This is a genomic window from Litoreibacter arenae DSM 19593 (assembly GCF_000442275.2).
Lineage (GTDB): Bacteria > Pseudomonadota > Alphaproteobacteria > Rhodobacterales > Rhodobacteraceae > Litoreibacter > Litoreibacter arenae.
Genome location: NZ_KE557306.1, coordinates 504,557 through 530,525 on the forward strand (window position 1 = coordinate 504,557; position 25,969 = coordinate 530,525).

A 25,969-nucleotide genomic window follows, 5' to 3' on the forward strand; every position below is an offset into this window, starting at 1 on the left:
ATCCGAAAGGTATCAGATGCCCAACCTGTCGCGCGTGGCGTACCAAGTCATCGCCAGCGCCAGCAGCGGGGACCGCAAGGCGGACCCGCCGGGGAACCGCGCCGTGGGCAGGCGGGCCAGCCGGTCAAACCCGTCCGCGTCGCCCCGCACCGCGTCGGCCAGCACCTTGCCGGTGAAGCCCGCTAACGCGACCCCGTGACCCGAATAACCCGCCGCCGAAAGCACGCCGGGTTGCGGGCGGGAGATATGGGGCAGGCGGGACATGGTGATCGCCAGCGTACCGCCCCACGCATGTGTGATCTCGACGCCTTTGAGTTGCGGAAACACCTGCTCCATCGGCTTGCGCACGGTGGACGCGATGTCCTTAGGGAAACGGTAACCGTAGCTTTCGCCGCCGCCGAACAGTAGCCGGTTGTCCTCGCTCAGGCGGTAGTAATTCACCACGAACTTGCTGTCCGAGACGGCAATGTCGCGGCGCAGGACGTCTGCCGCGCGGTCGCCGAGCGGGGCGGTGGCGGCGATGAAATTGTTGATCGGCATGACGCGGGCAGCGGTCTGTCGGCTCAGGCCCGTGCCATAGCCGTTCGTTGCCTGAATAACATGAGACGCCACGACCCGCCCCTGATCGCAGCGCACGGTGGTGCCCTTTATCTCGTGCGCGCGGGTGGTCTCGAATATGCGAACGCCCGCAGCCACGCAGGCCCGCGCCAGCCCCAAGGCGTAGCGCAGCGGATGCAGATGGCCCCCGCCGTGGTCCAGCGTGCCACCCTGATACTTGGGCGCGCGGAGGATGTCGTAGAGCGCGTCGCGCGACAGGGGCTCTATCTTGTCGTAGCCGTAATGCTCCGCCAGATAAGCCGCCTCGGCGTGGTCGTTGCGGGTCTCGCTTGCGTGCCAGTTGGCATGGGCAATGCCTGCTCTGAAACGGGCGTCCGGCGCATACGTGGCGCATAGGTCTTTGGTCAGTGCCATGGCCTCTTGAGACATTTCCCAAAGCCGCCTTGCATCCGCATCTCCGACCAACTTTTCAAGAGCTTGCTGGCCTTTGTTAAAGCCCGATTGCACCTGCCCGCCATTCCGCCCCGACGCCCCGAAGCCGACCCTTTGCGCGTCGATCAGTACCACGTCCAAACCCGCTTGCGCCGCATGCAGCGCCGCCGACAGGCCCGTGTAGCCGCCGCCGATGACGCACAGGTCAGCGCGTTGCTCACCTCTGAGCGGCTCGAACGGGTCAAGAAGGTGCGCCGTCTCGGCATACCAGCCGTCCGGATACGCGCCGCGCCGGTCGTTGGCGTCGAGCAGGTTCATACGTTCAAGAGCAGGTGCTCGCGCTCCCATGGGGAGATGACTTGCAGAAATTCGTCATATTCGGCGGTCTTGACGATCCGGTAGACGCGCGCGAATTCCGGGTGAAGGACGTCATGTATCTTTTTGGCATCCTTGAACAAATCTAGCGCGGAGAACAGGTCTCGCGGGATTTCCTCCACGCCTTCATAGGCATCACCCTTGAACTCCTTGGTCGGACGCTTGCGCTCTTTCAGGCCCAGATAACCGCAGGCCAGCGAGGCGGCGATGCCCAGATACGGGTTGCAATCCATACCCGCCAGCCGGTTTTCCACCCGCCGCGATGCGGCGTCGGAGATCGGCACGCGGATGCCTGTGGTGCGGTTGTCGCGGCCCCATTCCAGATTGATCGGCGCGGCGTGGTCTTTGACGTAGCGGCGATAGCTGTTCACATAAGGCGCGATCAGCGCCACGACCGAGGGCATGTGGTTTTGCAGCCCCGCGATGAAGTGGAAGAACGCGTCCGTCTCCGCCCCGCGCGCGCCGGTGAAGATGTTTTTGCCGGTCTTGGTGTCCACGACGGAGTGGTGCACATGCATGGCGCTGCCCGGCTCGCCCTCGATCGGTTTGGCCATGAAGGTGGCGAAACAATCGTGGCGCAGGGCGGCTTCGCGGATCAGGCGTTTGAAATAAAAGATCTCGTCGGCCAGCTTCACCGGATCACCGTGGCGCAGGTTGATTTCCAACTGCCCGGCGCCGCCTTCCTGCGTGATGCCGTCGATCTCGAAGCCCATGTCTTCGGCGAAATCATATATATCGTCGATGACGGGGCCGAACTCGTCCACGGCGCTCATCGAATAGGCCTGCCGCGCGGCGGCGGGCCTGCCGGAACGGCCCATCATCGGCGCGATTTCCTCGGCAGGGTTGATGTTGCGGGCCACAAGGTAGAATTCCATCTCGGGGGCCACGACCGGCTCCCAGCCTTCCTTGCGGTACAGCTCGACCACGCGTTTGAGCACGTTGCGCGGGGCGAATGCGATCGGCTCGCCCGCCTGATCGAACGCGTCGTGGATGACCTGAAGCGTCCAGTCGGCCGTCCACGGGGCGGCTCTGGCGGTGCTCATGTCGGGTTTCAGCACCATGTCCGGTTCGGTAAAGCCGTCCTCGCCCGCGGCCTCGCCCCAGCCGCCGGTAATCGTCTGGAAGTAGATCGAGTTGGGCAGGAAAAACTGCGCCTGCCGCGCGAATTTGGACGCAGGCACCGCTTTGCCGCGGGCAATGCCCGGCAGGTCGGAGACGATGCACTCCACTTCATCGAGGCGGTGGCCTTGCAGATATTCCGCTGCGGACTCTGGCAGGTGCTCCATCCAGTCGATGTCTTTGGCTTTGGGTTTAGCTGGCACGGCTGGCCTCTCGGGGTTGCTTGAAGAAGTCCGCGATCTTGTCGGCGATCATTTGACTGTCGGTGGGGCAGGTCACGCGCTCGGCGGCGCGCGCCATCACGTCATCGGGATAGCCTGAGCCGCCTGCGCGAAGCCTGACATATTCCGCGATCAGCGAATTTGAAAATTCGGGATGCGGCTGCACCGTGTAGATGCGGTCGTCATAGACCAGCGCCGCGTTTGCGCAGAAATCGTTGGAGGCGACGGGCATCGCCCCTTCGGGCGGTGTGATCACCTGATCCTGATGCCACGCGTTGAGGGTCACGCGGCCCAGATCGTCAAACTGATAGTCGGTTGCGCCGATGGACCAGCCGCCGTTGAATTTCTCAACATGGCCGCCCAAGGCCTGCGCGATAATCTGGTGTCCGAAACATATGCCCACCATTGGGATGTGGGCGGCATAAACCTCACGAATGAAGGTCTCGAGTAGCGGGATGAAGGCATGATCTTCGTAGACCCCGTGGCGCGACCCGGTCAGCAGCCAGCCGTCGCAGTCGCGGATGTTGGCGGGGAATTGCAAATGTTCGACGTCGTAGTCCTTGAAGGTGAACCCGTGACCGTCGAGCAGAGTGTGGAACATCTCTGGATAGTCGCCATGTTCGTCCAGCACTTCCGCAGCGGCGTGGCCGCAGGTCAGGATGCCGATTTTCATAAGGGCCTCATGTAGAGTGTTTGTGCCACGCTATCCGAGCCGGTCGGGACTGAATAGAGGGTCGGAGCCTCCGGCGGGAATATTTTTGCCAAGATGAAACCGCAGACGCGCGTTAACCTTAATGGCGGGTTAAACCGTGTCGAGATAGAGGTCTATGCGCTCCACCTCGGTCAACTCCTCGTAGTATTGAGCCTCCTGCTTCTTGGTCATCAGGTAGTTGCGGATCAACTCCCGCGGCAGAATGCGGTGCATCAACTCGGAGGCCTCGAAAGCCGCGATCGCGCCGTCCCAGGTCGTAGGCAGTTGCGGCAAGTCCGCGTCATAGGCGGAGCCGGTGATCGGCGCGGGGGCGTCCATCTTGTCCTCAAGCCCCACCAGAGCTGCGCCAAGCACGGCGGCCAGCATCAGGTAGGGGTTGATGTCGCCGCCTGCGACCCGGTGCTCGATCCGGCGGGCCTGATGCGCGCCCGCAGGCACGCGGATGGCCGAGGTGCGGTTCTCGTAGGCCCAGGCGATCCCGGTGGGGGCGTGTGCGCCGGGCGTGAAGCGCTCGTAGCTGTTGCCGTGAGGCGCGAGGATCAGCATGGAGGCCGGCATCGCCGCGATGCAGCCCGCGATGGCGTGGCGCAGGGCGGGGGTGCCGTCCTCGCCGCCATTGTCGAAGATGTTGTTGCCGTCCGTATCAAGGACCGAGAAATGCGTGTGCATTCCGGTGCCCGTATGCTCGGCATAGGGTTTGGCCATGAAGCTGGCGGCGAAGCCGTGTTTGCGGGCCAGACCGTGGATCAGCAGCTTGAACAGCCATGCATCGTCGGCGGCTTTCATCGCGTCGTCGGAGTGAACCAGATTGATCTCGTACTGGCCCATGCCTGCCTCTGAGATCGCGGTCTCGGCGGGAATGTCCATCGCTTCGCAAGCGTCGTAGAGTTCTGTGAAGAAGTCGTCGAACATATCCAGCGCGCGCATCGACAGGACCTCGCCGCCCAAACGGCGCTTGCCGGAGCGGGGTGAGGGCGGCGGTTGTAAGTCGTCGCCGGTGTCGTCGATCAGGTAGAACTCCAGCTCGGTCGCCACCACCGGACGCAGCCCTTTCGCGGCGAAGCGGTCGATGACGGATTTCAGCGCGTGGCGCGGGTCGCCTTGGAACGGGGTGCCATCCTCGAGAAACATCCACATCGGCAGCAATGCGGACGGGTTGGCGAGCCACGGCATCGGCACGAAGCCGCGCTCGGTCGGCATCAGGACGCCGTCGCGGTCACCTGTCGCGAAGACCAGCGGGCTGTCCTCGATATCCTCGCCCCAGATGTCGACATTCAGCACAGACATAGGCATCCGCGAGCCGTCGGTCGACAGCTTATGGGCAAAGCGGGCGGGCATGCGTTTACCCCGCGCCTGACCGTTCAAATCTGCGACCGCGGCGCGGATGTTGCGCACGGTAGGGTTGTCGCGGAGCCAGCTGTCCATGTTTTACCTGATGATCTGGGGGCGGAAGCGTAGCTTGCGCCGTTGTTCTTGTGGGAGGTGGCGGTTCAGATACTTGTTTACAAGCCCGAAAACCCCGATCAGGGCCAGTGTCAGAATAATAAAATACACGGCCACGATCGGATAGGGGATGAACGGGTTGAAGGTCTTGTCCGCGAAGTAGCTGGCATAGTAAAGCGCGTCGCCCTTTTGCTGGAAAGCGGGGAAGCCCGAGAAGAAGACCAGCGTGGTGGCGTGAAACAGGAAGATCGCCTCGTTGGTATAGGCGGGCCAGGCCAGCCGCAGCATTGTCGGCCACACCACGCGGCGGAAGCGGGTCCAGCCGGCCATGCCATAGGCGTCAGCGGCCTCGACCTCGCCCTTGGGGACCGAGCGCAGGGCGCCGTAGAGGATCTCGGCGGAATAGGCGGCGGTGTTGAGGAACAGCACGACCAGCGCACCCGCCCAAGCGGATGTCAGCCAGGCAAAGCCGCCGGTGGACTGCTTGAGGTTGAGGAACAGGAAATAGGCGAGGAAGAACTGGATGAACAGGGGCGAGCCACGGAAGACCAGAATGAACCCGTTGGCCGGTTTGCGCAGCCACGGGTTGGCCGACGCCTTGGCCATCGCCAAAGCGTTGGCGAGGAAGAAGCCTGCAATAAGGGCCAGCACACCGAAATAGATGTTCCAGATCAAGCCGGAGCCGATCAGGGTCATCTGCTGGCAAATGGTGAAATCGTCGCGCGGCAGAAGGCGCTCGCCATAGCCGAGGCTGCGGAAGGCATAGGCCTGAACGGTGTCCCAGCAGCTCATTGGCTGCCACCCAAGGTGGCCTGGCCGTGGGTGAGGCGCTTCATGACCCGTTCCAGAACGACTTCCGAGACCTTGGTAAAGGCGAGGTAGAACACCAGCAGGGCAAGGAAATACCACAGCCGCCAATCGCCATGCGGGTAATCGGTGAAGCGCGGGGTCTTGGTGCCGCCAAGCTCTCGCGCCCAATAGACGATGTCCTCGACGCCCAGTAGGAACAAGAGTGGCGTGGCCTTGATCAGGACCATCCACAGATTGCTCAGGCCGGGCAGGGCGTAGACCCACATCTGCGGGACGGTCACGCGGCGGAAGGTTTGCGCGGCGGTCATGCCATAGGCATGCGCGGTCTCGATCTGCGCCTTGGGGACCGCGTTCATCGCACCGTAGAGCACGTTGGCAGCAAAGGCCCCGAACACGATCGCGAAGGTCAGCACGGCGGTGAAGAAGCCGTAGACCTCATGCACCCATTGGGGCGCGTTGCCTTGGGGCAGCTTGGCGGCTTGGCACACGACGAAGTCGTTGCCCTGGCGGATCGGTTGGTCCCAGTCCGGGCAGAGATACTGGTGGCGGAGCCATTCGAACCCTTGATCCAACGCGATGACGAAGAACAGGAAGAACACGATATCCGGCACGCCGCGCACGATAGAGATGTAGCTTTTGCCGAACCAGCGCAGAGGCAGGATTTTGGACCGGGCCGCCATGGCGCCACCGAAGCCGAACACCAGCGCGGCGGGGGCGGTGATGGCCAGCAGGATCAGCACGGTGCCGAACGCCCAATAGAACCCCATATGCTTGCCTGTCGTCAGGTAGCAGCTGAGCCAGGACAGGCCCTCAAGGGTTGATGGGTCGGCGCAATAGCTAAAGATGGGGGAGCCTGTCGAGAGGTCTGGATTCAGGTATTTTTGAAGCAGTGATGGGGTGAAGCGATGTGCCTCACCCCAACAGGGTCACTTAGAACGTGGCGGAGCCGGGCAGGTGCTTCTCGATCAGCGCGTTGAGCGAGCCGTCGGCCTTCATCGACTGGATGGCCTTGTTGAAGGTCTCTTTCAACTCGGTGTCGCTTTCGCGCACGCCCAGACCGATGCCGCCACCCAGCAGCACGTCGTCACCGATCAGCGTCAGGTCGGCCTCGGCTTCTGCGATCGGCTCGAGGAAGGCCTTGTCGGCCAGAACCGCGTCAGCTTCGCCGTTCTTGACGGCTGCGACGGTCTCCTCGGGGGTGGCAAATTCCACCAGCGTCGCGCCTTCCATGGAGGCGACGTGGCTGGCCTGAATGGTCGCAGCCTGCGCCGCGATCACGGCGCTGGACAGGTCGATGTCGTCGGACATGCCCAAGTAAGCGGACGGGTCGGGCTGGGTATAGGGATCGGTGAAGTCGATGACTTCGTCACGCTCGTCGGTGATCGACATGCCCGCGATTATGGTGTCGTAGTTGCCGGACACGAGGTTCGGGATGATGCTATCCCACTCGTTGGTGACCCACTCGCAGGTGAGTTCCGCGCGTTTGCACAGCTCGTCGCCCAGCTCGCGCTCGAACCCGTCGACTTCGCCGGCGTCGTTGATGAAGTTGTAGGGAGGGTAGGCGCCTTCGGTGCCCATGCGGATGGTCTTGCCGTGGCCGTCGGCCAGTGCAACGCCTGCGGACAGGACCAGAGCGGTCGTGGCGAGGATCAGGTTTTTCATGTTGGGTTCTCCTTGTTGGTAGGTCGTTTTTTAGGGTTCAGGCCGGAACGGTGGCGCTCAGGAATTGCTGCAACCGTTCCGTTTTGGGCTTGCCGAACAATTCATCCGGCGCGCCTTCTTCTTCGATCTTGCCTTCGTGAAGGAAGATCACGTGATCGCTGACATCGGCCGCAAGGCGCATGTCATGGGTCACGATAATCATGGTGCGGCCCTCGTTGGCGAGGTCCTTGATGACCTTGACCACCTCCTGCTCCAGCTCAGGGTCCAGGGCGGAGGTCGGCTCGTCGAACAGCAGCGCTTTCGGCTCCATGCAAAGCGCCCGTGCAATCGCCGCGCGTTGCTGCTGCCCGCCCGACATCTGGGCGGGGTAGACGTCGCATTTGTCGCCGATGCCCACCTTGTCCAGCAGGGCGCGGGCGCGGGGCTCTACCACCGCGCGGTCCTCTCCCAGCACGGTCAAGGGGGCCTCCATCACGTTTTGCAGGATCGTCATATGCGCCCACAGGTTGAACTGCTGGAACACCATCGACAGGTTGGTGCGGATGCGGGTCACCTGCTTGTGGTCGGCGGGGCGGCGGTTCATGCCGTGGCCTTTCCACGTCACCGGTTCACCACAGAACAACACCTCGCCCTGCTGGCTGTCTTCCAGCAGGTTGGCGCAACGCAGCAAGGTGGACTTGCCGGAGCCGGAAGAGCCGATCAGCGACACCACATGCCCGGCCTGCGCGGAGAGCGACACGCCTTTGAGAACCTCCAGCGCACCATAGGCCTTGTGCAGGTCGCGGATTTCCAGAACGGGGGGCGTGTTGGCAGACACGTAAACTCGCAGATTGATTAACAGTTGTGCAGTAGGGCCGAATTTTGCTGGGTTTGCAATGGGGTTTTGGCCCATGACGCTGGGTTAGCTTGCAGGCGGCGGAGGTGTCGGGACCGCCAGATAGGCATCCCGCCCCAACTGCGTGACCGCGACGAGCCCCAGCCGCGTCCGGTCCTCCGGAGCCAGCATCGTGATCGCCTGGCTCAGCGCATGAGCGATCGCGGCTGCGTCGAAACGTGGGGCGCAGATATAGGGCAGGGCCGGCGTCGGCGTGGTGCGGGCGATCTCGCATAACTCCTCTGCGAAGGTATCCCATCTGCGGATCATCTGCCATGTCAGCGCGTCGATGGCGGCAATATCGGCGCGACCTTCTGCTACTGCCTTGGCGGAGGCACGGTGCGCGCCTGTCTCCAGCAATTGGCCCAGAGACAGGCCCGCATCCGTGAAATGCCCATGCAGCGCGGCCCAGCCGCTTTGCGACATCGGGTCGTTATATGCCGCCACAGCACCGTCGAACTCCGCCAGCGCCGCGCCGTTGCGGCGTCGGTGCGCGATGATGACTGAATGGTAGTGCCCCGCAGGGCAGTCGAGCGCCAGCACAGGCGTTGCCACCAGCTTGACCCTGCCCGCCAGCAAGGCGCGGTATGGGAAGCCGCAGGTTTGCGACAGCAGCAGGTCGGGCGATTGCCAGTGCGCCATCAGGTCGGGGATGTTGCGGGTCAGGGCGTCGGGCGCGTCGAAGGGCAGGTACTCGCGGATCAACTGCCATAGCCGGTCATTGACCGCAGCCGTTTCCGGCCGGTCGTACATCGGCAGGCTGGCAATCATCCCTCCCGCGCTTCGACCCTTTGGCGGGCAAGCGCGCTGTCGCGGTCGTTGATCCCCAAAAGCGGCGCGATCAGGCGCAAGGCGCCTTCTTCCTCATGGTCGCGCTCGCCGTCGGCCAGCACCAGTTCCCACAGCGATTCAACGATTTCGGTGCGGTTTTCAAGCGGCACCGCCTCTTTCACCGCTTGGGTGAATTTCACCGTGTCATGCGCGGTGTTTTCCAACTCTTCCGCTTGCGCGCGCAATTGAGCGGCGCCGTCTGCGTCCAGATCATCATAGTGGCGCATCAGGATAACGTCGATCTTAGCGACCTCGCTACGGGCATAGTCGTCATTGGCGCGGGCCACGCGGACCAGCAACACGGCAAGCGCAAGGCGGGCGTCGCTTGGTTCCAGCGTTTCGTCCTTGGCGGCGGTGAGGCGTTTGAAAAAATCTGCTAACATGGGGCTAAAGGATAGTCCGGCGCGAGTGGTGTCAAGAGTTAGCCGTCATAGCCTTCGACGATCACCAGATCGCCTTGCGAGATCGGGTCGCGGATCGCCTTGGCCGCCTGATAGGTCGCGCTGTCATAGCAGGCTTTTGCCGCCTCAAGCGACGGGAACTCGATCACCACAGTGCGGGATTTCGCCTCGCCTTCCCGCACGTCCTGCGCCCCGCCACGCACGACGAACCGTGCGCCGTATTCAGCAAATGGAGCGGCGTTGGCGGCTTTGTATTTCTCGTAGGTCTCTGGGTCCGAGACCTCCACATGGGCGATCCAATAGGCCTTGGGCATGCGGGTCCTCCTGTGACAACGGGCGTATTAAGCGAGGCCTTGAGGGAGATGTCAAAGGGGGAAGGCGTGCGGCTGCGAGCTGCGCAGGTCTGCTGATGAAGATAACACTGCTTGCCAGCCGTCATTTGGTGCGGTCTAGATTTGGGTGTAGAACGGTATCATTGCTAACATTTATTGAAGGATGGCGTCGTGACTCAGGAAAAACCCACACCACATGCGCATGACGAAGATTACCTGGCGCCGGGCGACCGCCGCGATCCGGATTATGCAGACCGAGAGCCGACCGCCGACGTTCCTGTCACCGGTATCAGGCTGATCGGCCTGATCGGTGGCCCGCTTCTTGCGCTTTTGATCCTTTTCCTTCCTGCGCCGGACTCAATGCCTCTGGAGGCTTGGAGGCTGGTCGCCATGACTGTCTGGATGGTCGTGTGGTGGCTGACGGAAGCGGTGCCAATTCCCGCAACCGCGCTTCTGCCGATCGTTTTGATGCCGCTGCTGGGGATTGCCGACATCAAGGCGACATCGGCCAATTACGCCAATCCCTTGATCTATCTCTTCTTGGGCGGCTTTCTTCTGGCGGCAGGAATGCAGCGCGTGGGGCTGCACCGGCGCATCGCGCTGAGAATTGTGGCCGCCATCGGGGCATCGCCCGCGCAGATCATTCTGGGGTTCATGATCGCGACCGCATTTTTGTCGATGTGGATATCCAACACGGCGACGACGATCATGATGTACGCCGTCGGCCTTTCGGTGATCGACTTCGTTGAGCAAAAGACCGACGACGACAAAATGGTGCGCAATTTCGGTGTCGCCTTGATGCTTTCGATCGCCTACGCGGCATCAATCGGCGGGGTGGGCACCCTGATCGGCACGCCGCCCAACGCGCTGCTGGCGAGCTTCCTGCAAAGCACCTACGACATCGAGATCACCTTCTTCCGGTGGATGCTGCTCGGGGTGCCAGTGGTCGTGATCATGCTGCCTATTGCGTGGTTCCTGCTCACCCGTTTCCTGTTTCCGTCGCACAAGATCGCAATCGAGGACCCGAGTGGCGTCGTTGACCGCGAGCTTGCCGCCTTGGGGCCGATGAGCCGGGGTGAAAAGCTGGTGGGTATCGTCTTCCTCGGGGCGGCGTTCAGCTGGATTTTCCGCTCGCTGCTGGCCGATATGACCGGCCTTCCTATCCATGACACGATCATCGCGCTCACCGCGGCGATGCTGCTGTTTGCCATCCCGATCTCGGCCAAACGCGGGGAATTCGCGCTCGACTGGGAAGCGGCGCGCAACGTGCCTTGGGGCGTGTTGTTGCTGTTCGGCGGAGGTCTGGCCCTTGCCAGCGGCTTCGGGTCGTCCGGCCTTGCCGAGTGGATCGGCAATGCGGTCGGAGGCATCAAGATCAGCACGATGCTGCTGGTGCTGGTGATGACGATTGCGATGGTCTACCTGACCGAGATCACGTCCAACACCGCCTCGACTGCGACCTTCCTGCCCATCTTGGGCGCGGTTGCGATAGGTCTCAGCCTCGATCCGCGCGTGCTGACGATACCAGTGGCGCTTGGGGCGTCGATGGCGTTCATGATGCCGGTTGCGACGCCCCCCAACGCGATTGTCTTCTCCTATGAACGCATGACGCTTTCGGACATGGTACGCGCGGGGTTCATGCTGAATATCATCGCAATCGCGGTGACATTCGGGGCGTTCGCGCTGATCGGCCGTCTGGTGTTCGGTTTGACATTCTGAGGGGTAGGGAACGCCCCTTAAACCAACCTTGAATTGTCCTTGGCGGCGCGCACGAAGTCGCGGAACAGGGGGTGGGGCGCGAAAGGCTTGGATTTCAGTTCGGGGTGGAACTGCACGCCGATGAACCACGGGTGGTCCTTGACCTCCACGATTTCGGGCAGCTTGCCGTCAGGTGACATGCCGGAGAAGATAAGCCCGTTTTTCTCAAGCTCTTCCTTGTACTGGATATCCACCTCGTAGCGGTGACGGTGGCGTTCCTCGATCGTGGTGGTGCCGTAGACCTCCGCCACTTTGGAGCCTTCCAGCAGCTTGGCCTTGTAGGCGCCCAGCCGCATCGTGCCGCCCTTGTCGTCGGTCTCGGAGCGCTTGACCTTGTGGCTGCCCTGCACCCATTCCTTGAGGTGGTAGACCACCGGCGTAAACCGCTTCTTGCCCGCCTCGTGGTCGAATTCCTCCGACCCCGCATCGACCAGCCCGGCCAGATTGCGCGCCGCCTCGATCACCGCCATTTGCATGCCAAGGCAGATGCCCAGATAGGGGATTTTCTTCTCGCGGGCGAATTGCGCCGCTTTGATCTTGCCTTCGGTGCCCCGCTCGCCAAAGCCGCCGGGCACCAGAATGGCGTGGTAGCCTTCCAGATGCGGGGCCGCGTCCTCGCGGTCGAACACCTCCGCGTCGACCCAGTCGACGCGGACCTTGACGCGGTTGGCCATGCCGCCATGCATCAGGGCTTCCTTGATCGACTTGTAGGCGTCTTCAAGCTGGATGTATTTGCCGACGATGGCGATACGCACCTCGCCCTCGTAATTGTGGACGCGGTCGGACACGTCTTCCCAGACGCCCAGCTTCGGTTGCGGCGCGGGGGCGATGCCGAACGTATCCAGAACGGCCTGATCCAGCCCTTCCTTGTGATAGGCCAGCGGCGCGTCATAGATCGAGTCCAGGTCGTAGGCCGCGATCACGCTGTCGGGGCGCACGTTGCAGAACAGCGCCAGCTTTTCGCGTTCCTTCTCGGGGATCGGATGCTCGGAGCGGCAGACCAGAATGTCGGGCGCAATGCCGATGGACTGCAATTCCTTGACGGAGTGTTGCGTGGGCTTCGTCTTCAACTCGCCGGACGCGGCCAGATAAGGCAGCAAGGTCAGGTGCATGAACAGGCATTGCCCACGATCACGCTCGTGGCTGAACTGGCGGATGGCCTCAAAGAAGGGCAGGCCCTCGATATCGCCCACGGTGCCGCCGATTTCGCAGAGCATGAAATCGACCTCGTCCTCGCCGATGGCGATGAAATCCTTGATCTCGTTGGTGACGTGCGGGATCACCTGAATGGTTTTACCCAGATAGTCGCCGCGACGCTCTTTTTCCAGCACGGTGGAATAGACGCGCCCCGAGGAAATGGAATCGGTATTGCGCGCCGCCACGCCGGTGAAGCGTTCATAGTGGCCAAGGTCCAGATCTGTCTCCGCCCCGTCGTCGGTGACGAACACCTCGCCATGCTCGAACGGGCTCATGGTGCCGGGATCGACGTTCAGATAGGGGTCCAGCTTGCGCAGGCGCACGGAATAGCCACGGGCTTGCAGCAAGGCGCCAAGGGCCGCGGAGGCCAGACCTTTGCCCAAGGAGGAGACCACCCCGCCGGTGATGAATACGAATCTTGCCATGGCTGGATATGTCCCGCGTTACCTGAAATTATTGGTGTTTCAAGGCATCAAGATGCCCTTACTCACGGGATTTAAGCCATAAAGGATTCGCAGCACTCCCGCAACCGCGTGCCGCAACATTATGTGGGCGGTTTTGCTTAACCGCCCAGAACTAGTGGGTATTTGCCGTTACTCGTCGACGCGGGGCGGGGCCAGCGGGGCATCACCCGTCGACGGCAGCGTGGGTGGCAGCAACGCATCGCCTGCGGGCGCGTCGGTCGGCGCAGGCGCGGTGACCGCACCGGTATCCAGAACCGAGCCGCCATCGGCATTGCGCGCGGCAATAACCGTCAGGCTGATCGAGGTAATCACGAAGGCGATCCCGAAAAGCCATGTCAGCTTGCCCAGAGCGGAAATCGCAGGACGACCCGACATCGCGCCGCCACCGCCGCCGCCACCCATGCCAAGGCCACCGCCTTCGGAGCGTTGGATCAGCACGATACCGATCAGGCACAAAGCGATGATCAGATGGACGGTGAGAACGATGTTTTCCATGGGGCAGGGGCCTATGACGCAATTGTTTGGTGGTATGTAGTAGGGGCGGCGTCGTGGCGCAACCCGCCAATTGAGGCTTTCCCCCATCGGGCGGCGCTTGTATACGGGCGCGGGTTTAATCTCCGGGACAAGGAATTCAGCATGGCCAATGTGGTAGTTGTCGGCGCGCAATGGGGCGACGAAGGCAAGGGCAAGATCGTCGACTGGCTGTCGGAGCGTGCAGACACGATCGTGCGCTTTCAGGGCGGTCACAACGCGGGCCACACGCTGGTCATCGACGGCAAGGTCTACAAGTTGCACGCGCTTCCCTCCGGCGTGGTGCGCGGCGGCAAGCTGTCGGTCATCGGCAACGGTGTGGTGCTGGACCCGTGGCACCTGATGAAGGAAATCGCCACGGTGCGCGAGCAGGGCGTCGAGATCAGCCCGGATACGCTGATGATCGCCGAGAACACGCCGCTGATCCTGCCGATCCACGGCGAGCTGGACCGCGCCCGTGAGGAAGCCGCGAGCAAGGGTACCAAGATCGGCACCACCGGCCGCGGTATCGGGCCATGCTACGAGGACAAGGTCGGCCGTCGTGCCATCCGCGTGGCCGATCTGGCCGATGATGCCACGCTGGTCGCCCGCGTGGACCGCGCCTTGCAACACCACGACCCGCTGCGCAAAGGCCTTGGCATAGAGCCTGTGGACCGCGACGCGCTGCTGGCCGATCTGCGCGGCATCGCCTCCCAGATTCTGCCCTTCGCCGCGCCTGTCTGGAAGGTGCTGGCCGAAAAGCGCAAGGCGGGCAAACGCATCCTGTTCGAGGGCGCGCAGGGGGCGCTGCTGGATATCGACTTCGGCACGTATCCGTTCGTCACCTCGTCGAATGTGATCGCGGGGCAGGCGGCGACGGGCTCCGGCATGGGGCCGGGGGCGATTGATTTCGTGCTGGGCATCGTCAAGGCCTACACCACCCGCGTGGGCGAGGGGCCGTTCCCGACCGAGCTTGAGGACGCCGACGGCCAGCGGCTGGGCGAGCGTGGCCACGAATTCGGCACCACGACCGGCCGCAAGCGGCGCTGCGGTTGGTTCGATGCCTGTCTGGTGCGCCAGACCTGCGCGACCTCGGGCATCAACGGAATTTCGCTGACCAAGCTCGATGTGCTGGACGGGTTCGAGACGCTGAAAATCTGCGTGGCCTATGATCTGGACGGGGAGCGGCTCGATTACCTCCCGACCGCCGCCGAGGCGCAGGCGCGTTGCAAACCGATCTACGAGGAGATGCCCGGCTGGTCGCAATCGACCGAAGGCGCGCGGTCCTGGGCCGACCTGCCTGCGGAGGCGATCAAATACGTCCGCCGCGTGGAAGAGTTGATTGACTGCCCCGTCGCGCTACTCTCCACCTCGCCGGAGCGTGAGGACACAATTCTGGTAACCGACCCGTTCGCTGACTAAGGAGGCTCCCGCGTGGCCCTAAGTTATAAAGCCCGCCGCCGTTGGGCGCTGGTAATCCTGGTGATTGGTTTGCCGCTTTATATCGCCGTGGCGTGGTGGGCGGTTTCCTTGCTGGAGCGGCCCAACGTGCTGGTGGAGCTTGCGATCTATCTGGGCCTCGGCATCGTCTGGGCGCTGCCGTTCAAGTTCATCTTCAAAGGCGTCGGCCAAGCCGACCCCGACGCGGACGAGTAGGCTGCGAACGCTGCCCTAGGGCTGTGTTAACCGTGCGGGGGCTATACCCCCGCTCGACGTCAAACAAAGTGGTTCAGGATCCTGCGCGCCGGAAAAGCTCCGGTCTCGTGGGGCAGTCCGAAAATCACCGGTGAGCAGGGGCTGTCATGCCCTAAAGGACATGCGGGGGTAAAACCCTGTCCGGCAGAGCCATATCGGCGGCGCCGCCTTTTCTAACTCCAGCACCGAGATACAACACACCGCGTGGGGGATCTCCCCCGACGCGGCAAAACCCGTGCCTGAGAACGCGAAACGGGAGACGCATTGCTGCATCCCCCGTCCCGTGGTTGGTGCCCAACCGGGAGCAGACCCGGCCAGCGGGCCTCTTAGGCGAAGCGCGAACTCTTGGAGAGCTGGAACTTGCCGTTGTCGGTTTTGACGATCTTGCCGGTCCGCAACAGCGTGCCGAAGGCGCGCAGGCCATCTTCGCGCGAGGGGCCTTCAGGACCGGAGGAGACTTGCGCCAGCTTGCGCATCAGCATCGGGCGGGTGAAGTGCTCAGCCCCCTCGATTTCGGTGTAATGCGCGGCGGCGGCTTCCAGCAGGTCGGGAAGTTCCAGCGCACCGGCTTTCGAGGCATACTCCGCGAAGGTGATCTGGCTGTTTTCCGCGAAAAGGTTTTCGTCTTCGAACTCCTCTTCCATCTCTTCCTGCAAGGCTAGGTTGCCACGGGTCACGCGGCGCGGGCGGATGTCGGCGCTGGCAGCGGAAGCCGCTACAGCATCGGGGGCTTCCTCCGGACGGTCGATGCGCTGCTCGCTGACCAGCACCAGCGGTGACGGACGGTCCGAGCGGCTGCTCGACGCGACAGGGCGGCTGGGGCGCACGACACGGGCCAGATCGTCACGGTATTGGTCAAGCTCCTCTTCCTCCCGCTTGTCGGCGGCTTCCGCAATGCTTCTGTCGGCCTTGGTGGCAGCGACGGCGGCTTTCAGATGTGCGATGGAGGCGCGGCGGACCGAGCTTTCATCGCTTTCCAGACGCGAGCTGGTGGTGCTCATCAACCGCTCGATCGCGTCATCCTCTGCCATGGCGGCGAAGGATTTGCGCTTCGGCTCATCGTGATGTGGAGCTTCGGTCTCGTCAGTGTCAGTCGCCGCCTGCGCGTCGACTTCCGCCTCGGCCTCGACCTCAGTTTCGGCGTCCGCATCGTCCTCCAGCTGCGCTTCTGCCGCGACCTCAGCCTCGGGTTCCGCGTCGTCCTGATCTTCCGCTTTGACTTCGACGTCGCTTTCAGCTTCGACTTCGGTTTCCACCTCGTCCAGATCGACATCAGCGCTATCGTCGCTCATCAGTGATTTCAGCACGTCTTCCGCACTGTCATCATTGTCCAGATCAAGCGCTTTTGCTGTATCGTCCGCTTCCATGGAGGGCACGTCGAAAGACGCGCTCAGACGCGACAGGATGTCGTCTGCGTCGTCACCCTGCGACTCTTCTTTGGTGTTAGCCGCCTCGGGGCCTTCCGCTTCGGTTTTCTCGATGGCGGCGGAGTCGAATGTTGTGACCTCGGCCTCGACCTCGGCCAGTTCCGCCAACAGTTCGGCTTCCATCTCTGGCGGCAGTTCTGCGTCCTTGGTGGCCTGAGCGGCCTCTATCTCGGCGCGCGAGATCTTCTCCACGACGATCCGGCGGCGAGGCTGGGTGCGCAGTGGGCTAATATCTTCGGCGCTCGACTCCTTGGCAACGGCGTCATGCAAGGCCTCGGATTCGGTGGCTTCATCGATGGCGTCGGCCTCTTGTGCGTCGTCGGCTTCGTCAGCGGGTGCGACTGCCTCTGCGTCGGCGGCAACCTCAATTGCATCCGCAGCAGTCGCATCGTCTGCTTCGACGTCGGAGACTGTGTTTGCCTCGTCCATCTCTTGCGCGACTTCGCCTTCGTCCTTCGGCTGGTCTTCTTCAATAGCCTCGGTCTGGGTCGGCTGTTCGGCTTCCACCTCGTCAGAGGCCGCATCTTCCGCCACGCCTTCGGACGCGTCGGAATCGGTCAGGCCCGCTGCAACGGAGTCGAGCGTTTCCTCGTCCTCGAATCCCGTGCCTGCGAATGTGCCGACCGCTGAGGTCGGCGTGTCCTTGTCCTCATCTTCATAGTCCAACGCGCTGAATTCCACTGCGTGCTGGTCCTCGCTATACGGGGCGGGGGCCGCGTTTTCGCGGGCAACCACGGCGCGGATGCGTTGCAGTTTTTCGGCAACCGTATCACCGCCGCCAAATTCCGGCGCGGCCATGGTTGGGGCGACCACCGCGCGGACAGGGGTTTGCTGCGGCGCGTTCGGCACGTCCGAAACCGACCGCATAACCTGAGCCTGTTGCGGCGCGCTCTGCTCTTCGCGTGCTTCGGGCTTGGGCATTTCCACCGCAAGGGCGGGGGCGTCCGGGGCGGCTTTCTGGTTGGCCTCGGTCTGGCGCAGGATCACCCCGTTCTCTGCCAGTTCGGCAGCGACACGGCGCTGGATCGTGCGCTCTGCAATCTGGTGCAGCATTTCGGTATCCGGCGTCGGAGGCTCCGCGCCGAAGTAACGGTCATCAGCCGCCAAATCGCGGAAATATTCCGCAATGGCCTTCATCGTCGAAAACGGCTCATCGAACCCTTCCAACGTACAAGAAAACGTCCCATACGAGACTGTTAGAATTTTACTTTCACCAACCACGGCAAACTCACTTTCTCCCCAACCACCTGATGAAACTACCACCCGGTATTTCCCGAACCAAAACAAAAACCGTCGACTCAGGATGATTTATACTTAGAAATGTTGCCGTTTGTTTCCAGTGTGGGCATTAATACACACAGTATGGCACAAATTGTTCAGACCCCCTTATTTATGACACTTTTGGGTGGGGGGCCGACACATTTTCGCCATGTAAAACAATCGCTTATCAAAGCTCCGATTCTTGTTTGCGCTGATAGCGGCGCTGACCTTGCGGTCAAACACAATTTGCAGCCCGAGGCGGTGATCGGGGACATGGATAGTCTCAGCGACGCGACACTGGCCAAGCTTGATCCGGCGCGGGTGCATCATATCGCCGAGCAGGACAGCACCGATTTCGACAAATGCCTGCGCTCGGTCACGGCCCGCGCCATTCTGGCGCACGGGTTCACCGGCGGACGGCTGGATCACCAGCTTGCGGCCTGCACGACGCTGGTGCGCCACCCCGACCAGCGCTGCATACTGATGGGGGAGGAAGACCTGTGCTTCCTCGCGCCCTTGGAATTCCAGATCAAGCTGCCGGTCGGCACGCGGCTTTCTCTCTATCCCATGGGGCAGGTCGAGGGGCGCAGCACGGGGCTTCTCTATCCTATCGAGGGTATCGCGATGTCGCCCGCCACGCGGGTCGGCACGTCGAACGAGGTGACGGGTCCGGTGTCGCTTACCCTGCCTGCGCGGTTGATGCTGGTTATGCTTCCGGTCGAGTATATCGCGGAAGTGTTGGAATGTCTGACCGGAACTCCGTAAAACTTGGCGCGAATGCCTTGCACTAATCCGCAGGCTGAGATTGTGAATTAACCTCCGCTTGTCAGGTTGCCCCCAGATGCTGCCCGAGCGAGCGAGATGCCCGACTACAGCTTTCATACATATGCGCCTGACGTGTTGGTCTACCATGCCGCCATCCCCGCGCAGCCTTGCCTTGGTGTCCGAGAAACCCAGCCTATGATCGCACGATTACGCCGCGCACCGGCGTGTAGATTGAGAGGCGACGCACTACCTGACGCCCAGCCGCATTTTTCGCCCCTTTAAGTCTCGCCCCCCACGCGCTTAGCGCGTATAAGCGCGTCGGACACTATTCGAGGACACTTCCATGTCAGGCACGCTTTCCCCCATCGACAAGGCCAAGTTCGTCGCTGCCAAACGCGCGGTGGACTATGTGGAGGACGGCATGAAGGTGGGCCTTGGCACCGGCTCCACCGCGGCGTGGATGGTGAAATGCCTGGGCGAGCGCATCCGCGACGACGGCTTGAGGATCACCGGCGTTGCCACGTCCACCCGCACGGCGGAGCTGGCACAAAAGGTCGGCGTGCCGGTCGTTTCGCTGGACGAGGCCAAGTGGCTGGACCTGACCATCGACGGGGCGGATGAATATGACCACAACCTTAACCTGATCAAAGGTGGCGGCGGCGCACTGTTGATGGAAAAGATCGTGGCCACCGCGTCGGACGAATTGATCGTGATCGCGGACCTGTCCAAGCAGGTCGAAGCGCTCGGCGCGTTTCCGTTGCCTGTCGAGGTGATCCCGTTCGGCTGGCAGACCACCAAGGCGCTGGTTGAGGAAACGCTGGTCAATCTCGACGTGCTGGGCCGCACCTCCGCGCTGCGGATGAACGGCGCGACCCCTTATGTGACGGATGAAGGCAACTTCATTCTGGACCTGCACCTTAAGCGTATCGGCAACCCGCGACAGCTGGCGCTGGTGATGAACCAGATCCCCGGCGTGGTGGAGAACGGGCTGTTCATCGACATTTGTGACGTGGTTGTGATTGGTCATGGCGACGGCTCCGTGGAAGTTCGCGATATCAACAACGGCGCTGTGGAACACGAGAAGATCGACGTGCCGGAGACGGACAACCTGTTCGTCGACATCGCAGACTGAGAAGGACGGCTTTACATGACATTCGACTATGATCTCTTCGTGATCGGTGGCGGCTCCGGTGGCGTGCGCGCGGCGCGGGTCGCGGCGGCGGGCGGGGCCAAGGTGGCTCTGGCTGAGGAAAGCCGTCTGGGTGGCACCTGCGTGATCCGCGGCTGCGTGCCCAAGAAGCTGATGGTCTTCGCGTCGGGCTATCGTGAAACGCTGGGCGAGGCGAAGGATTACGGCTGGGACGTGGATACCAGTTGCGATTTCGACTGGTCGTCTTTTTCCAAGCGTCTGCATGGTGAATTGGACCGGCTGGAGGGTGTGTATCAAAAGCTGCTCGATAATTCCGGCGTCAAGACTTACGCCTGTCGCGCGGTCATCGAAGACCCTCACACGGTCAAGCTGACCTCCAACGGCACCAAGATCACCGCCAAGCATATCCTGATCGCAACCGGCGGCCGCCCGATGAAGCCTTCCGAGAATTTCGACGAGAGTCTTGGTATGGTGTCCGACGACATCTTCAAACTCGATAAGCTGCCGAAATCCATGCTGATCGTCGGCGGCGGCTACATCGCCTGCGAATTCGCCTGCATCATGAAGGGGCTCGGGGTCGAGACCACGATCTTCTATCGCGGCGCCCAAGTGTTGCGCGGCTTCGACGACGAGGCGCGCGGGCTGGTGGCCGACCAGATGCGGGCAGGGGGGATCGACATCCATTCCGGCGCGAATGTGCTGGAGATGAAGGCCAAGGATGGCGGCGTCTGGGTCAAGGGCTCTCACGGGTCGGAAGCGGTCTATGACAAAGTGCTGTTCGCCACGGGCCGGCTGCCGAATACCGACGGGCTGGGCCTCGAGAACACCGACGTGAAGCTGGGCCGAAAGGGCGAGATCCTTGTGGATGAGTACAGCCAGACCGGCCAGCCCTCCATCTACGCCATCGGTGATGTGACCGACCGCGTGAACCTGACACCGGTGGCCATCCGCGAAGGCATGGCGTTTGTGGAAACCGTGTTCAACGGCAACCCCACGCCGGTCGATCACGAATTGATCCCGTCCGCCGTTTTCACGCAGCCTGAAATGGGCACCGTCGGCTGGACCGAGGAAGAGGCGGCGAGCAAGGGGCCGGTCGATATATACTCCACCTCGTTCAAGCCGATGCAGCAGGCCTTCATCGGCCGCGACGCGCGGGTGCTGATGAAGCTGGTGGTCTGCAAGAAGACCGATGTCGTGCTGGGCTGCCATATCGTGGCACCCGCGGCGGGCGAAATGATCCAGCTGGCTGGCATCGCCGTGAAGATGGGGGCGACCAAGACGCAGTTCGATCAGGTCTGCGCCGTCCATCCCACCATGGCGGAGGAGATGGTCACCATGAAAGAGCCGATCAGAACCATCTCGTAGGCGCTTGATTTTCAGGGCAAGACGCCCACTTACAACGTAACACAAGACACAAGAGAAATTGATAAGGGGAAATGCTGCATGGCCGGTAACAATGGCGGACCTTGGGGCGGCGGTGGAAACCGCGGCGGAGGAGATGATCGAGGTGGATCGAGCGGTTCTGGCGGGGGCGGCGGTGGCCGCAAGCCCGGCGGAGAAGGCCCGCAGATCCCCGAGATCGACGAGCTGATGAAAAAAGGTCAGGAGCAGTTGCGCGTGCTGATGGGCGGCCGCGGTGGCGGCTCCAACAATGGCGGCGGGCGCACGCCCGGCTCCGGCGGCGGTTTCTCGAAAGGCACCTTCGTGCTGATCGGTCTCGGCGCGGTTGCGCTTTGGCTGTTCCAGTCGTTCTATACGGTCAAGCCCGAAGAGCAGTCGGTCGAGCTGTTCCTTGGCGAATACTCCTCGACGGGAAGCCCCGGCCTGAACTTTGCGCCGTGGCCTGTGGTCACTGCCGAAGTGCTGCCCGTGACCCGCGAGCAGACCGAAGACATCGGTGTCGGTGGCAGCGCCTCGAGCGGGCTGATGCTGACCACGGATGAAAACATCGTGGATGTGGACTTTCAGGTGGTGTGGAACATCAACGACCCCGCCAAGTTCCTGTTCAATCTGGCAGAACCACGCGAAACCATCCGCGCCGTGTCCGAGTCGGCCATGCGCGAGGTGATCGCCCGCTCCGAACTGGCGCCGATCCTCAACCGGGATCGTCAGTCGATTGCCGACACCACGCAAACGCTCATTCAGGAAACGCTGGACCAGTATGATGCGGGCGTGAATATCGTGCGTCTCAACCTCGACAAGGCCGACCCGCCGCGCGAGGTAATCGACGCCTTCCGCGAAGTGCAGGCCGCCGAGCAGAAACGTGACACCCTGCAACGTCAGGCCGACGCCTATGCCAACCGCGTGTTGGCCAGCGCCCGTGGTGAGGCCGCGCAGCTACTGGAGCAAGCGGAAGCCTACCGCGCCCAGCAGGTCAACCAGGCCGAAGGTGAGGCTTCACGCTTCAGCGCCATCCTGGAGGAATACGAAAAAGCGCCGGAAGTGACGCGCAAGCGTCTGTGGCTGGAAACAGTCGAACGCGTTTATGGCGGTGCCGACAAGATCATACTGGACAGCCCAACCGACGGCGGGGGGCAGGGCGTCGTGCCTTACCTTCCCCTGAACGAGCTGCGCCGGTCCGGCTCCAACACCACCACCACTACCACCGGAGGGTCTAACTGATGACCAAAGGAACCATATCCCTGATCGCCCTCGTCGGCGTGTTGTTCGTGATCCTGTCCTCGGTGTTCATCGTGGACGAGCGGGAAAAGGCGCTGGTGCTGCAATTCGGGCAGATCAAGTCCGTCAAGGAAGAGCCGGGTCTGGCTTTCAAGGTGCCGTTCATCCAGGACGTGGTCAAATATGACGACCGTATCCTTGCGCTGGACACCGTGCCGACCGAGGTGACCCCCTCCGATGACCGCCGTCTGGTGGTCGACGCCTTCGCCCGCTACCGCGTGGCCGATGTCGTGCAATTCCGCCAAGCTGTTGGTGTCGGTGGCCTGCGCGCCGCCGAGGACCGTCTGGAAGGCATCCTGAACCCCGTTATCCGGGAAGTTCTGGGTTCCGACGGTGTGACGTCGAACACCATCCTGTCGGCTGACCGGTCCTCGCTGATGCAGCGCATCACCGCGCAGGCCCGTGCCCGCGCCATGCCGTTGGGCCTTGAGGTCGTCGACGTGCGCCTGAAGCAGACAAACCTGCCGGAGCAGAACCTTGACGCGACCTTCAGCCGGATGCGCGCAGAGCGTGAACGCGAAGCCGCGGACGAAATCGCCCGTGGTGAGGAAGCGGCCCTGCGCGTCCGTGCCCAAGCCGACCGGACCAAGGTGGAGCTGGTATCGGAGGCACAGAAAACCGCTGATATCACCCGCGGTGAAGCCGACGCACGCCGGAACGCAATCTTTGCCGACGCTTATGGCGCGGACGAGGAATTCTTTGAATTCCGCCGCTCGCTGGACGCCTATGAGAAGGCAATCCGAAGCGATAACTCCACGCTGGTGATCAACCCCGACAACGCCTTCTTCGACTACCTGAAGTCCGATCAAGGCGCGGCGGCAAACTGATGCTGACCCATATTGCACTGGCCATCGGTCTTGTGCTCGTGGTCGAGGGGCTGGTGCTTGCACTGGCCCCTTCGCGTATGGAGGACATCGTGAAGGCGCTGGCGGAAATCCCGCCTGACACCCGCCGCATGATGGGCCTCGTCGCCGTGGCGCTGGGTGTTCTGTGCGTCTGGCTGGCCAAGGGGGCGTTTGGCGCGGGATGATTGAGGGCGGGTATTGATGCCGGTCAATTCGGTCTCGCCCAGAACGATGCAGACTAGCTGGATTACGTCCTCGCCCCCCCCGAAAGGGTTTACCGATGGCCCAGTCTCCAAGATGGATTCGACCTGTTGCAATCCCCGCCGCGCTGTTTGGCGTGGCGACGATATATTCCGGCGGCACGGCGCTATTTGGCGGCGCTGCGGCAAGAGAAGCGGTCGGCGACGCGGTTCCCCTTGTGCTCTGGTTCAACTTTCTAGCGGGTTTCGCCTATATTCTGGGGGCCGTAGCGATGTTTATTCGCGCACCTTGGGCGCGGCTGGTCGCATGGCTGATCGCGGCATCTACGCTGTTGGTCTTCGCCATATTTGCGGTAATGGCCTTGAGTGGAACGCCCTTTGAATGGCGCACCGTCGGGGCGATGGTCCTGCGATCCGGATTCTGGTTGGCGATTGCGCTGGCGCTTTCAAGGGCCGCGCAGAGAAATCCGCAACTGCGATGACGATACGCTGATCCTGACATTTGACGAGGCGCGGACCTTTTCGAGTGTATTGGCCCCAATCGGCAGCGTGAAATCGCCGACCTTGTGCAGGCAGTCCGCCATGCCCGCTTGCGCGTCGCTGTCACAACTCTCACAGTGAGTTGAAGCATTGCGACGGAACCAGCGGTTGATAACCCCCGCGCAGACGCACAGATTGCGTGCATCAGCGCAGCCAGCCTGTTTCAGGGTGGGGGCGGCGCAGCAATGAACAGGCAGAGTTCGCAGAGGAGCGAAAACGTGAAAGCAAATATTCTCACTCAAACAAACAGGCAGACGGGCCTGACGCGGGGCGTGTCCGCGTTGATGCTTGGACTGGCGCTGGTCTTCGCACAGGCCATTTCCGCCAATGCCAAGATGCCCGAAAGCTTTGCGGATCTGGCCGATCAGGTCAGCCCCGCAGTTGTAAACATCACCACCTCCACCACCGTGGCAGGCATGGATCAGGGCCCGCGGCCGATCGTTCCCGAAGGCTCGCCGCTGGAGGATTTCTTCAAGGACTTCCTTGATCGCCAGCAAGACGGCCAGCGCTCGCGCCGGTCCTCCGCGCTTGGCTCCGGTTTCGTGATTTCCGAGGACGGCTATATCGTCACCAACAATCACGTGATCGACAAGGCCGACGAGATCGAGGTCGAGTTCTTCTCCGGCGAGAAGCTGGACGCGGAACTGATCGGCACCGACCCGAAAACCGATATTGCTCTGTTGAAGGTCGAAAGCGACAAACCGTTGCCCTTCGTGTCCTTCGGTGACAGCGACGCCGCCCGTGTGGGCGACTGGGTCGTGGCCGTTGGCAACCCGCTGGGGCAGGGCTTCTCGGTTTCCGCCGGGATTGTGTCGCAGCGTGGCCGCGCCTTGTCCGGCACCTATGACGACTTCATCCAGACCGACGCCGCCATCAACCGGGGCAACTCCGGCGGTCCGCTGTTCAACGTGGATGCCGAAGTCATCGGCGTGAACACCGCGATCCTGTCGCCGTCGGGCGGCTCCATCGGGATCGGTTTCTCGATGGCGTCCAACGTGGTCACCAAGGTTGTGGACCAGCTCAAGGAGTTCGGTGAAACCCGCCGTGGCTGGTTGGGCGTTCGCATTCAGGACGTGACCGAGGACGTGGCCGAAGCGCTGGAACTGGCATCCGCCAAGGGCGCATTGGTCACCGACGTGCCGGAAGGCCCCGGCAAGGAAGCCGGCATCAAGGCAGGTGACGTCATCACCACCTTCGACGGCGCAGAGGTCGAGGACACCCGCGAGCTGGTCCGTCTGGTGGGTAACACCACCGTCGGCAAAGCGGTCCGCGTGGTCGTGATCCGCGACGGAAAGTCGGAAACTTTGAAGGTCACCCTTGGCCGCCGTGAGGAAGCCGAAGCCACCGCCGTTCCCGTGGCGATGGACAAGGCCGACGCCGAGGAGAGCACCGTGCTTGGCATGACTGTCGCGGTCCTCAACGACGAGCTGCGCGAGCAACTGGCGCTGGACGAAGGCGTTGAGGGTCTGGTGGTCAAGGAAGTCGCCGAGGACAGTGACGCCTTCGAGAAGGGCCTGCGTGCAGGTGACCTGATCGTGGAAGCGGGCCAGCAAAAGATCACCTCCGTAGATGATCTGGAAGCCCGCATCGAAGAGGCGAGGGAGGGTGGCCGCAAGTCCTTCCTGATGCTGATCCGGCGTGAAGGCGACCCGCGCTTCGTGGCGCTCAGCCTCGAAGAGTAAGCACCACTTCAGATGATTTAGAAGGGC

Annotated in this window: 25 protein-coding genes; 11 read left to right on the forward strand and 14 right to left on the reverse strand. The window is 62.4% G+C overall.

Annotated features, from left to right (window positions below; all coding sequences use genetic code 11):
* Positions 1-12: 12 nt before the first annotated feature.
* From THALAR_RS02635 to THALAR_RS02685, 11 genes are all read right to left on the reverse strand, one after another.
* Positions 13-1,308 (reverse strand): NAD(P)/FAD-dependent oxidoreductase, encoded by a 1,296-nt coding sequence (locus THALAR_RS02635; RefSeq protein WP_021099926.1) that lies wholly within the window; start codon positions 1,306-1,308, stop codon positions 13-15.
* Positions 1,305-2,651: a glutamine synthetase family protein gene (locus THALAR_RS02640; RefSeq protein ID WP_040817076.1), complete on the reverse strand. Its 1,347-nt coding sequence runs from the start codon at positions 2,649-2,651 to the stop codon at positions 1,305-1,307. The genes THALAR_RS02635 and THALAR_RS02640 overlap by 4 nt, the downstream gene beginning before the upstream one ends.
* A gap of 25 nt (positions 2,652-2,676) precedes the next feature.
* Entirely contained in the window at positions 2,677-3,378 is a 702-nt protein-coding gene (locus THALAR_RS02645) for a type 1 glutamine amidotransferase (RefSeq protein WP_021099928.1), read from the reverse strand.
* Between the two features lie 129 nt (positions 3,379-3,507).
* On the reverse strand, positions 3,508-4,842 hold the full coding sequence (locus THALAR_RS02650) for a glutamine synthetase family protein (RefSeq protein WP_021099929.1): 1,335 nt from the start codon (positions 4,840-4,842) through the stop codon (positions 3,508-3,510).
* Between the two features lie 3 nt (positions 4,843-4,845).
* Entirely contained in the window at positions 4,846-5,652 is an 807-nt protein-coding gene (locus tag THALAR_RS02655) for an ABC transporter permease (RefSeq protein WP_021099930.1), read from the reverse strand.
* Positions 5,649-6,515 carry an ABC transporter permease gene (locus tag THALAR_RS02660; protein ID WP_040817080.1) on the reverse strand — a complete coding sequence of 289 codons (867 nt, stop codon included), beginning with the start codon at positions 6,513-6,515 and terminating at the stop codon, positions 5,649-5,651. The genes THALAR_RS02655 and THALAR_RS02660 overlap by 4 nt, the downstream gene beginning before the upstream one ends.
* Before the next feature lie 85 nt (positions 6,516-6,600).
* On the reverse strand, positions 6,601-7,332 hold the full coding sequence (locus tag THALAR_RS02665) for a transporter substrate-binding domain-containing protein (protein ID WP_021099932.1): 732 nt from the start codon (positions 7,330-7,332) through the stop codon (positions 6,601-6,603).
* Positions 7,333-7,369: 37 nt separating this feature from the next.
* On the reverse strand, positions 7,370-8,149 hold the full coding sequence (locus THALAR_RS02670; RefSeq protein ID WP_040817566.1) for an ABC transporter ATP-binding protein: 780 nt from the start codon (positions 8,147-8,149) through the stop codon (positions 7,370-7,372).
* A gap of 84 nt (positions 8,150-8,233) precedes the next feature.
* Positions 8,234-8,977 carry a phosphate/phosphite/phosphonate ABC transporter substrate-binding protein gene (locus THALAR_RS02675; protein WP_021099934.1) on the reverse strand — a complete coding sequence of 248 codons (744 nt, stop codon included), beginning with the start codon at positions 8,975-8,977 and terminating at the stop codon, positions 8,234-8,236.
* Complete coding sequence (locus tag THALAR_RS02680; RefSeq protein WP_021099935.1) at positions 8,974-9,420, reverse strand: tellurite resistance TerB family protein; 447 nt, start codon at positions 9,418-9,420, stop codon at positions 8,974-8,976. Before THALAR_RS02680 ends, THALAR_RS02675 begins: the two co-directional genes overlap by 4 nt.
* A 38-nt stretch (positions 9,421-9,458) precedes the next feature.
* Positions 9,459-9,752 (reverse strand): DUF1330 domain-containing protein, encoded by a 294-nt coding sequence (locus THALAR_RS02685; protein ID WP_021099936.1) that lies wholly within the window; start codon positions 9,750-9,752, stop codon positions 9,459-9,461.
* Positions 9,753-9,941: 189 nt separating this feature from the next.
* On the opposite strand from THALAR_RS02685, the gene THALAR_RS02690 reads away from it, so the two are divergent.
* Positions 9,942-11,489: an SLC13 family permease gene (locus tag THALAR_RS02690; RefSeq protein WP_021099937.1), complete on the forward strand. Its 1,548-nt coding sequence runs from the start codon at positions 9,942-9,944 to the stop codon at positions 11,487-11,489.
* 17 nt (positions 11,490-11,506) lie between these two features.
* Here THALAR_RS02690 and THALAR_RS02695 read toward each other — a convergent pair whose 3' ends face one another.
* Together THALAR_RS02695 and secG are read right to left on the reverse strand one after the other, a co-directional pair.
* Positions 11,507-13,150 (reverse strand): CTP synthase, encoded by a 1,644-nt coding sequence (locus THALAR_RS02695; RefSeq protein WP_021099938.1) that lies wholly within the window; start codon positions 13,148-13,150, stop codon positions 11,507-11,509.
* Between the two features lie 168 nt (positions 13,151-13,318).
* Positions 13,319-13,684 (reverse strand): preprotein translocase subunit SecG, encoded by a 366-nt coding sequence (gene secG / locus THALAR_RS02700; protein WP_021099939.1) that lies wholly within the window; start codon positions 13,682-13,684, stop codon positions 13,319-13,321.
* 141 nt (positions 13,685-13,825) lie between these two features.
* Here secG and THALAR_RS02705 point away from each other — a divergent pair, with 141 nt between their 5' ends.
* Positions 13,826-15,121, forward strand: a complete 1,296-nt coding sequence (locus tag THALAR_RS02705; RefSeq protein WP_040817083.1) for an adenylosuccinate synthase — start codon at positions 13,826-13,828, stop codon at positions 15,119-15,121.
* A 12-nt stretch (positions 15,122-15,133) separates the two neighbouring features.
* Positions 15,134-15,355 (forward strand): DUF2842 domain-containing protein, encoded by a 222-nt coding sequence (locus THALAR_RS02710; RefSeq protein WP_021099941.1) that lies wholly within the window; start codon positions 15,134-15,136, stop codon positions 15,353-15,355.
* Between the two features lie 365 nt (positions 15,356-15,720).
* Here the strand turns inward: THALAR_RS02710 and THALAR_RS02715 are convergent, their stop codons facing one another.
* The gene (locus THALAR_RS02715; protein ID WP_021099942.1) at positions 15,721-17,988 is read right to left on the reverse strand and encodes a midas domain-containing protein; all 2,268 of its coding nucleotides are present in this window, start codon (positions 17,986-17,988) and stop codon (positions 15,721-15,723) included.
* 225 nt (positions 17,989-18,213) lie between these two features.
* Here THALAR_RS02715 and THALAR_RS02720 point away from each other — a divergent pair, with 225 nt between their 5' ends.
* The 8 genes from THALAR_RS02720 (at position 18,214) to THALAR_RS02755 (ending at position 25,942) form a co-directional block, all read left to right on the forward strand.
* Entirely contained in the window at positions 18,214-18,846 is a 633-nt protein-coding gene (locus THALAR_RS02720; protein WP_021099943.1) for a thiamine diphosphokinase, read from the forward strand.
* Between the two features lie 343 nt (positions 18,847-19,189).
* The gene (gene rpiA, locus THALAR_RS02725; protein ID WP_021099944.1) at positions 19,190-19,978 is read left to right on the forward strand and encodes a ribose-5-phosphate isomerase RpiA; all 789 of its coding nucleotides are present in this window, start codon (positions 19,190-19,192) and stop codon (positions 19,976-19,978) included.
* A 15-nt stretch (positions 19,979-19,993) separates the two neighbouring features.
* The gene (gene gorA / locus THALAR_RS02730) at positions 19,994-21,361 is read left to right on the forward strand and encodes a glutathione-disulfide reductase (protein ID WP_021099945.1); all 1,368 of its coding nucleotides are present in this window, start codon (positions 19,994-19,996) and stop codon (positions 21,359-21,361) included.
* Positions 21,362-21,439: 78 nt separating this feature from the next.
* Positions 21,440-22,618 (forward strand): FtsH protease activity modulator HflK, encoded by a 1,179-nt coding sequence (gene hflK, locus THALAR_RS02735; RefSeq protein WP_021099946.1) that lies wholly within the window; start codon positions 21,440-21,442, stop codon positions 22,616-22,618.
* Entirely contained in the window at positions 22,618-23,502 is an 885-nt protein-coding gene (gene hflC, locus THALAR_RS02740) for a protease modulator HflC (RefSeq protein ID WP_021099947.1), read from the forward strand. The genes hflK and hflC overlap by 1 nt, the downstream gene beginning before the upstream one ends.
* The gene (locus THALAR_RS02745; RefSeq protein WP_021099948.1) at positions 23,502-23,705 is read left to right on the forward strand and encodes a DUF2065 domain-containing protein; all 204 of its coding nucleotides are present in this window, start codon (positions 23,502-23,504) and stop codon (positions 23,703-23,705) included. The genes hflC and THALAR_RS02745 overlap by 1 nt, the downstream gene beginning before the upstream one ends.
* A 95-nt stretch (positions 23,706-23,800) precedes the next feature.
* Positions 23,801-24,202, forward strand: a complete 402-nt coding sequence (locus THALAR_RS02750; protein WP_021099949.1) for a hypothetical protein — start codon at positions 23,801-23,803, stop codon at positions 24,200-24,202.
* Between the two features lie 243 nt (positions 24,203-24,445).
* Complete coding sequence (locus THALAR_RS02755; protein ID WP_051153556.1) at positions 24,446-25,942, forward strand: DegQ family serine endoprotease; 1,497 nt, start codon at positions 24,446-24,448, stop codon at positions 25,940-25,942.
* Positions 25,943-25,969: the final 27 nt, after the last annotated feature.

Excerpts from the sequence above, each read along its gene's own strand:
- THALAR_RS02635 (WP_021099926.1), bottom strand. The coding sequence starts at position 1,308 with ATGAACCTGCTCGACGCCAACGACCGGCGCGGCGCGTATCCGGACGGC.
- THALAR_RS02640 (WP_040817076.1), bottom strand. The coding sequence starts at position 2,651 with ATGGAGCACCTGCCAGAGTCCGCAGCGGAATATCTGCAAGGCCACCGC.
- THALAR_RS02645 (WP_021099928.1), bottom strand. The coding sequence starts at position 3,378 with ATGAAAATCGGCATCCTGACCTGCGGCCACGCCGCTGCGGAAGTGCTG.
- THALAR_RS02650 (WP_021099929.1), bottom strand. The coding sequence starts at position 4,842 with ATGGACAGCTGGCTCCGCGACAACCCTACCGTGCGCAACATCCGCGCC.
- THALAR_RS02655 (WP_021099930.1), bottom strand. The coding sequence starts at position 5,652 with ATGAGCTGCTGGGACACCGTTCAGGCCTATGCCTTCCGCAGCCTCGGC.
- THALAR_RS02665 (WP_021099932.1), bottom strand. The coding sequence starts at position 7,332 with ATGAAAAACCTGATCCTCGCCACGACCGCTCTGGTCCTGTCCGCAGGC.
- THALAR_RS02675 (WP_021099934.1), bottom strand. The coding sequence starts at position 8,977 with ATGATTGCCAGCCTGCCGATGTACGACCGGCCGGAAACGGCTGCGGTC.
- THALAR_RS02680 (WP_021099935.1), bottom strand. The coding sequence starts at position 9,420 with ATGTTAGCAGATTTTTTCAAACGCCTCACCGCCGCCAAGGACGAAACG.
- THALAR_RS02685 (WP_021099936.1), bottom strand. The coding sequence starts at position 9,752 with ATGCCCAAGGCCTATTGGATCGCCCATGTGGAGGTCTCGGACCCAGAG.
- THALAR_RS02695 (WP_021099938.1), bottom strand. The coding sequence starts at position 13,150 with ATGGCAAGATTCGTATTCATCACCGGCGGGGTGGTCTCCTCCTTGGGC.
- secG (WP_021099939.1), bottom strand. The coding sequence starts at position 13,684 with ATGGAAAACATCGTTCTCACCGTCCATCTGATCATCGCTTTGTGCCTG.
- THALAR_RS02705 (WP_040817083.1), top strand. The coding sequence starts at position 13,826 with ATGGCCAATGTGGTAGTTGTCGGCGCGCAATGGGGCGACGAAGGCAAG.
- THALAR_RS02720 (WP_021099943.1), top strand. The coding sequence starts at position 18,214 with ATGACACTTTTGGGTGGGGGGCCGACACATTTTCGCCATGTAAAACAA.
- rpiA (WP_021099944.1), top strand. The coding sequence starts at position 19,190 with ATGTCAGGCACGCTTTCCCCCATCGACAAGGCCAAGTTCGTCGCTGCC.
- gorA (WP_021099945.1), top strand. The coding sequence starts at position 19,994 with ATGACATTCGACTATGATCTCTTCGTGATCGGTGGCGGCTCCGGTGGC.
- hflK (WP_021099946.1), top strand. The coding sequence starts at position 21,440 with ATGGCCGGTAACAATGGCGGACCTTGGGGCGGCGGTGGAAACCGCGGC.
- hflC (WP_021099947.1), top strand. The coding sequence starts at position 22,618 with ATGACCAAAGGAACCATATCCCTGATCGCCCTCGTCGGCGTGTTGTTC.
- THALAR_RS02745 (WP_021099948.1), top strand. The coding sequence starts at position 23,502 with ATGCTGACCCATATTGCACTGGCCATCGGTCTTGTGCTCGTGGTCGAG.
- THALAR_RS02750 (WP_021099949.1), top strand. The coding sequence starts at position 23,801 with ATGGCCCAGTCTCCAAGATGGATTCGACCTGTTGCAATCCCCGCCGCG.
- THALAR_RS02755 (WP_051153556.1), top strand. The coding sequence starts at position 24,446 with ATGAACAGGCAGAGTTCGCAGAGGAGCGAAAACGTGAAAGCAAATATT.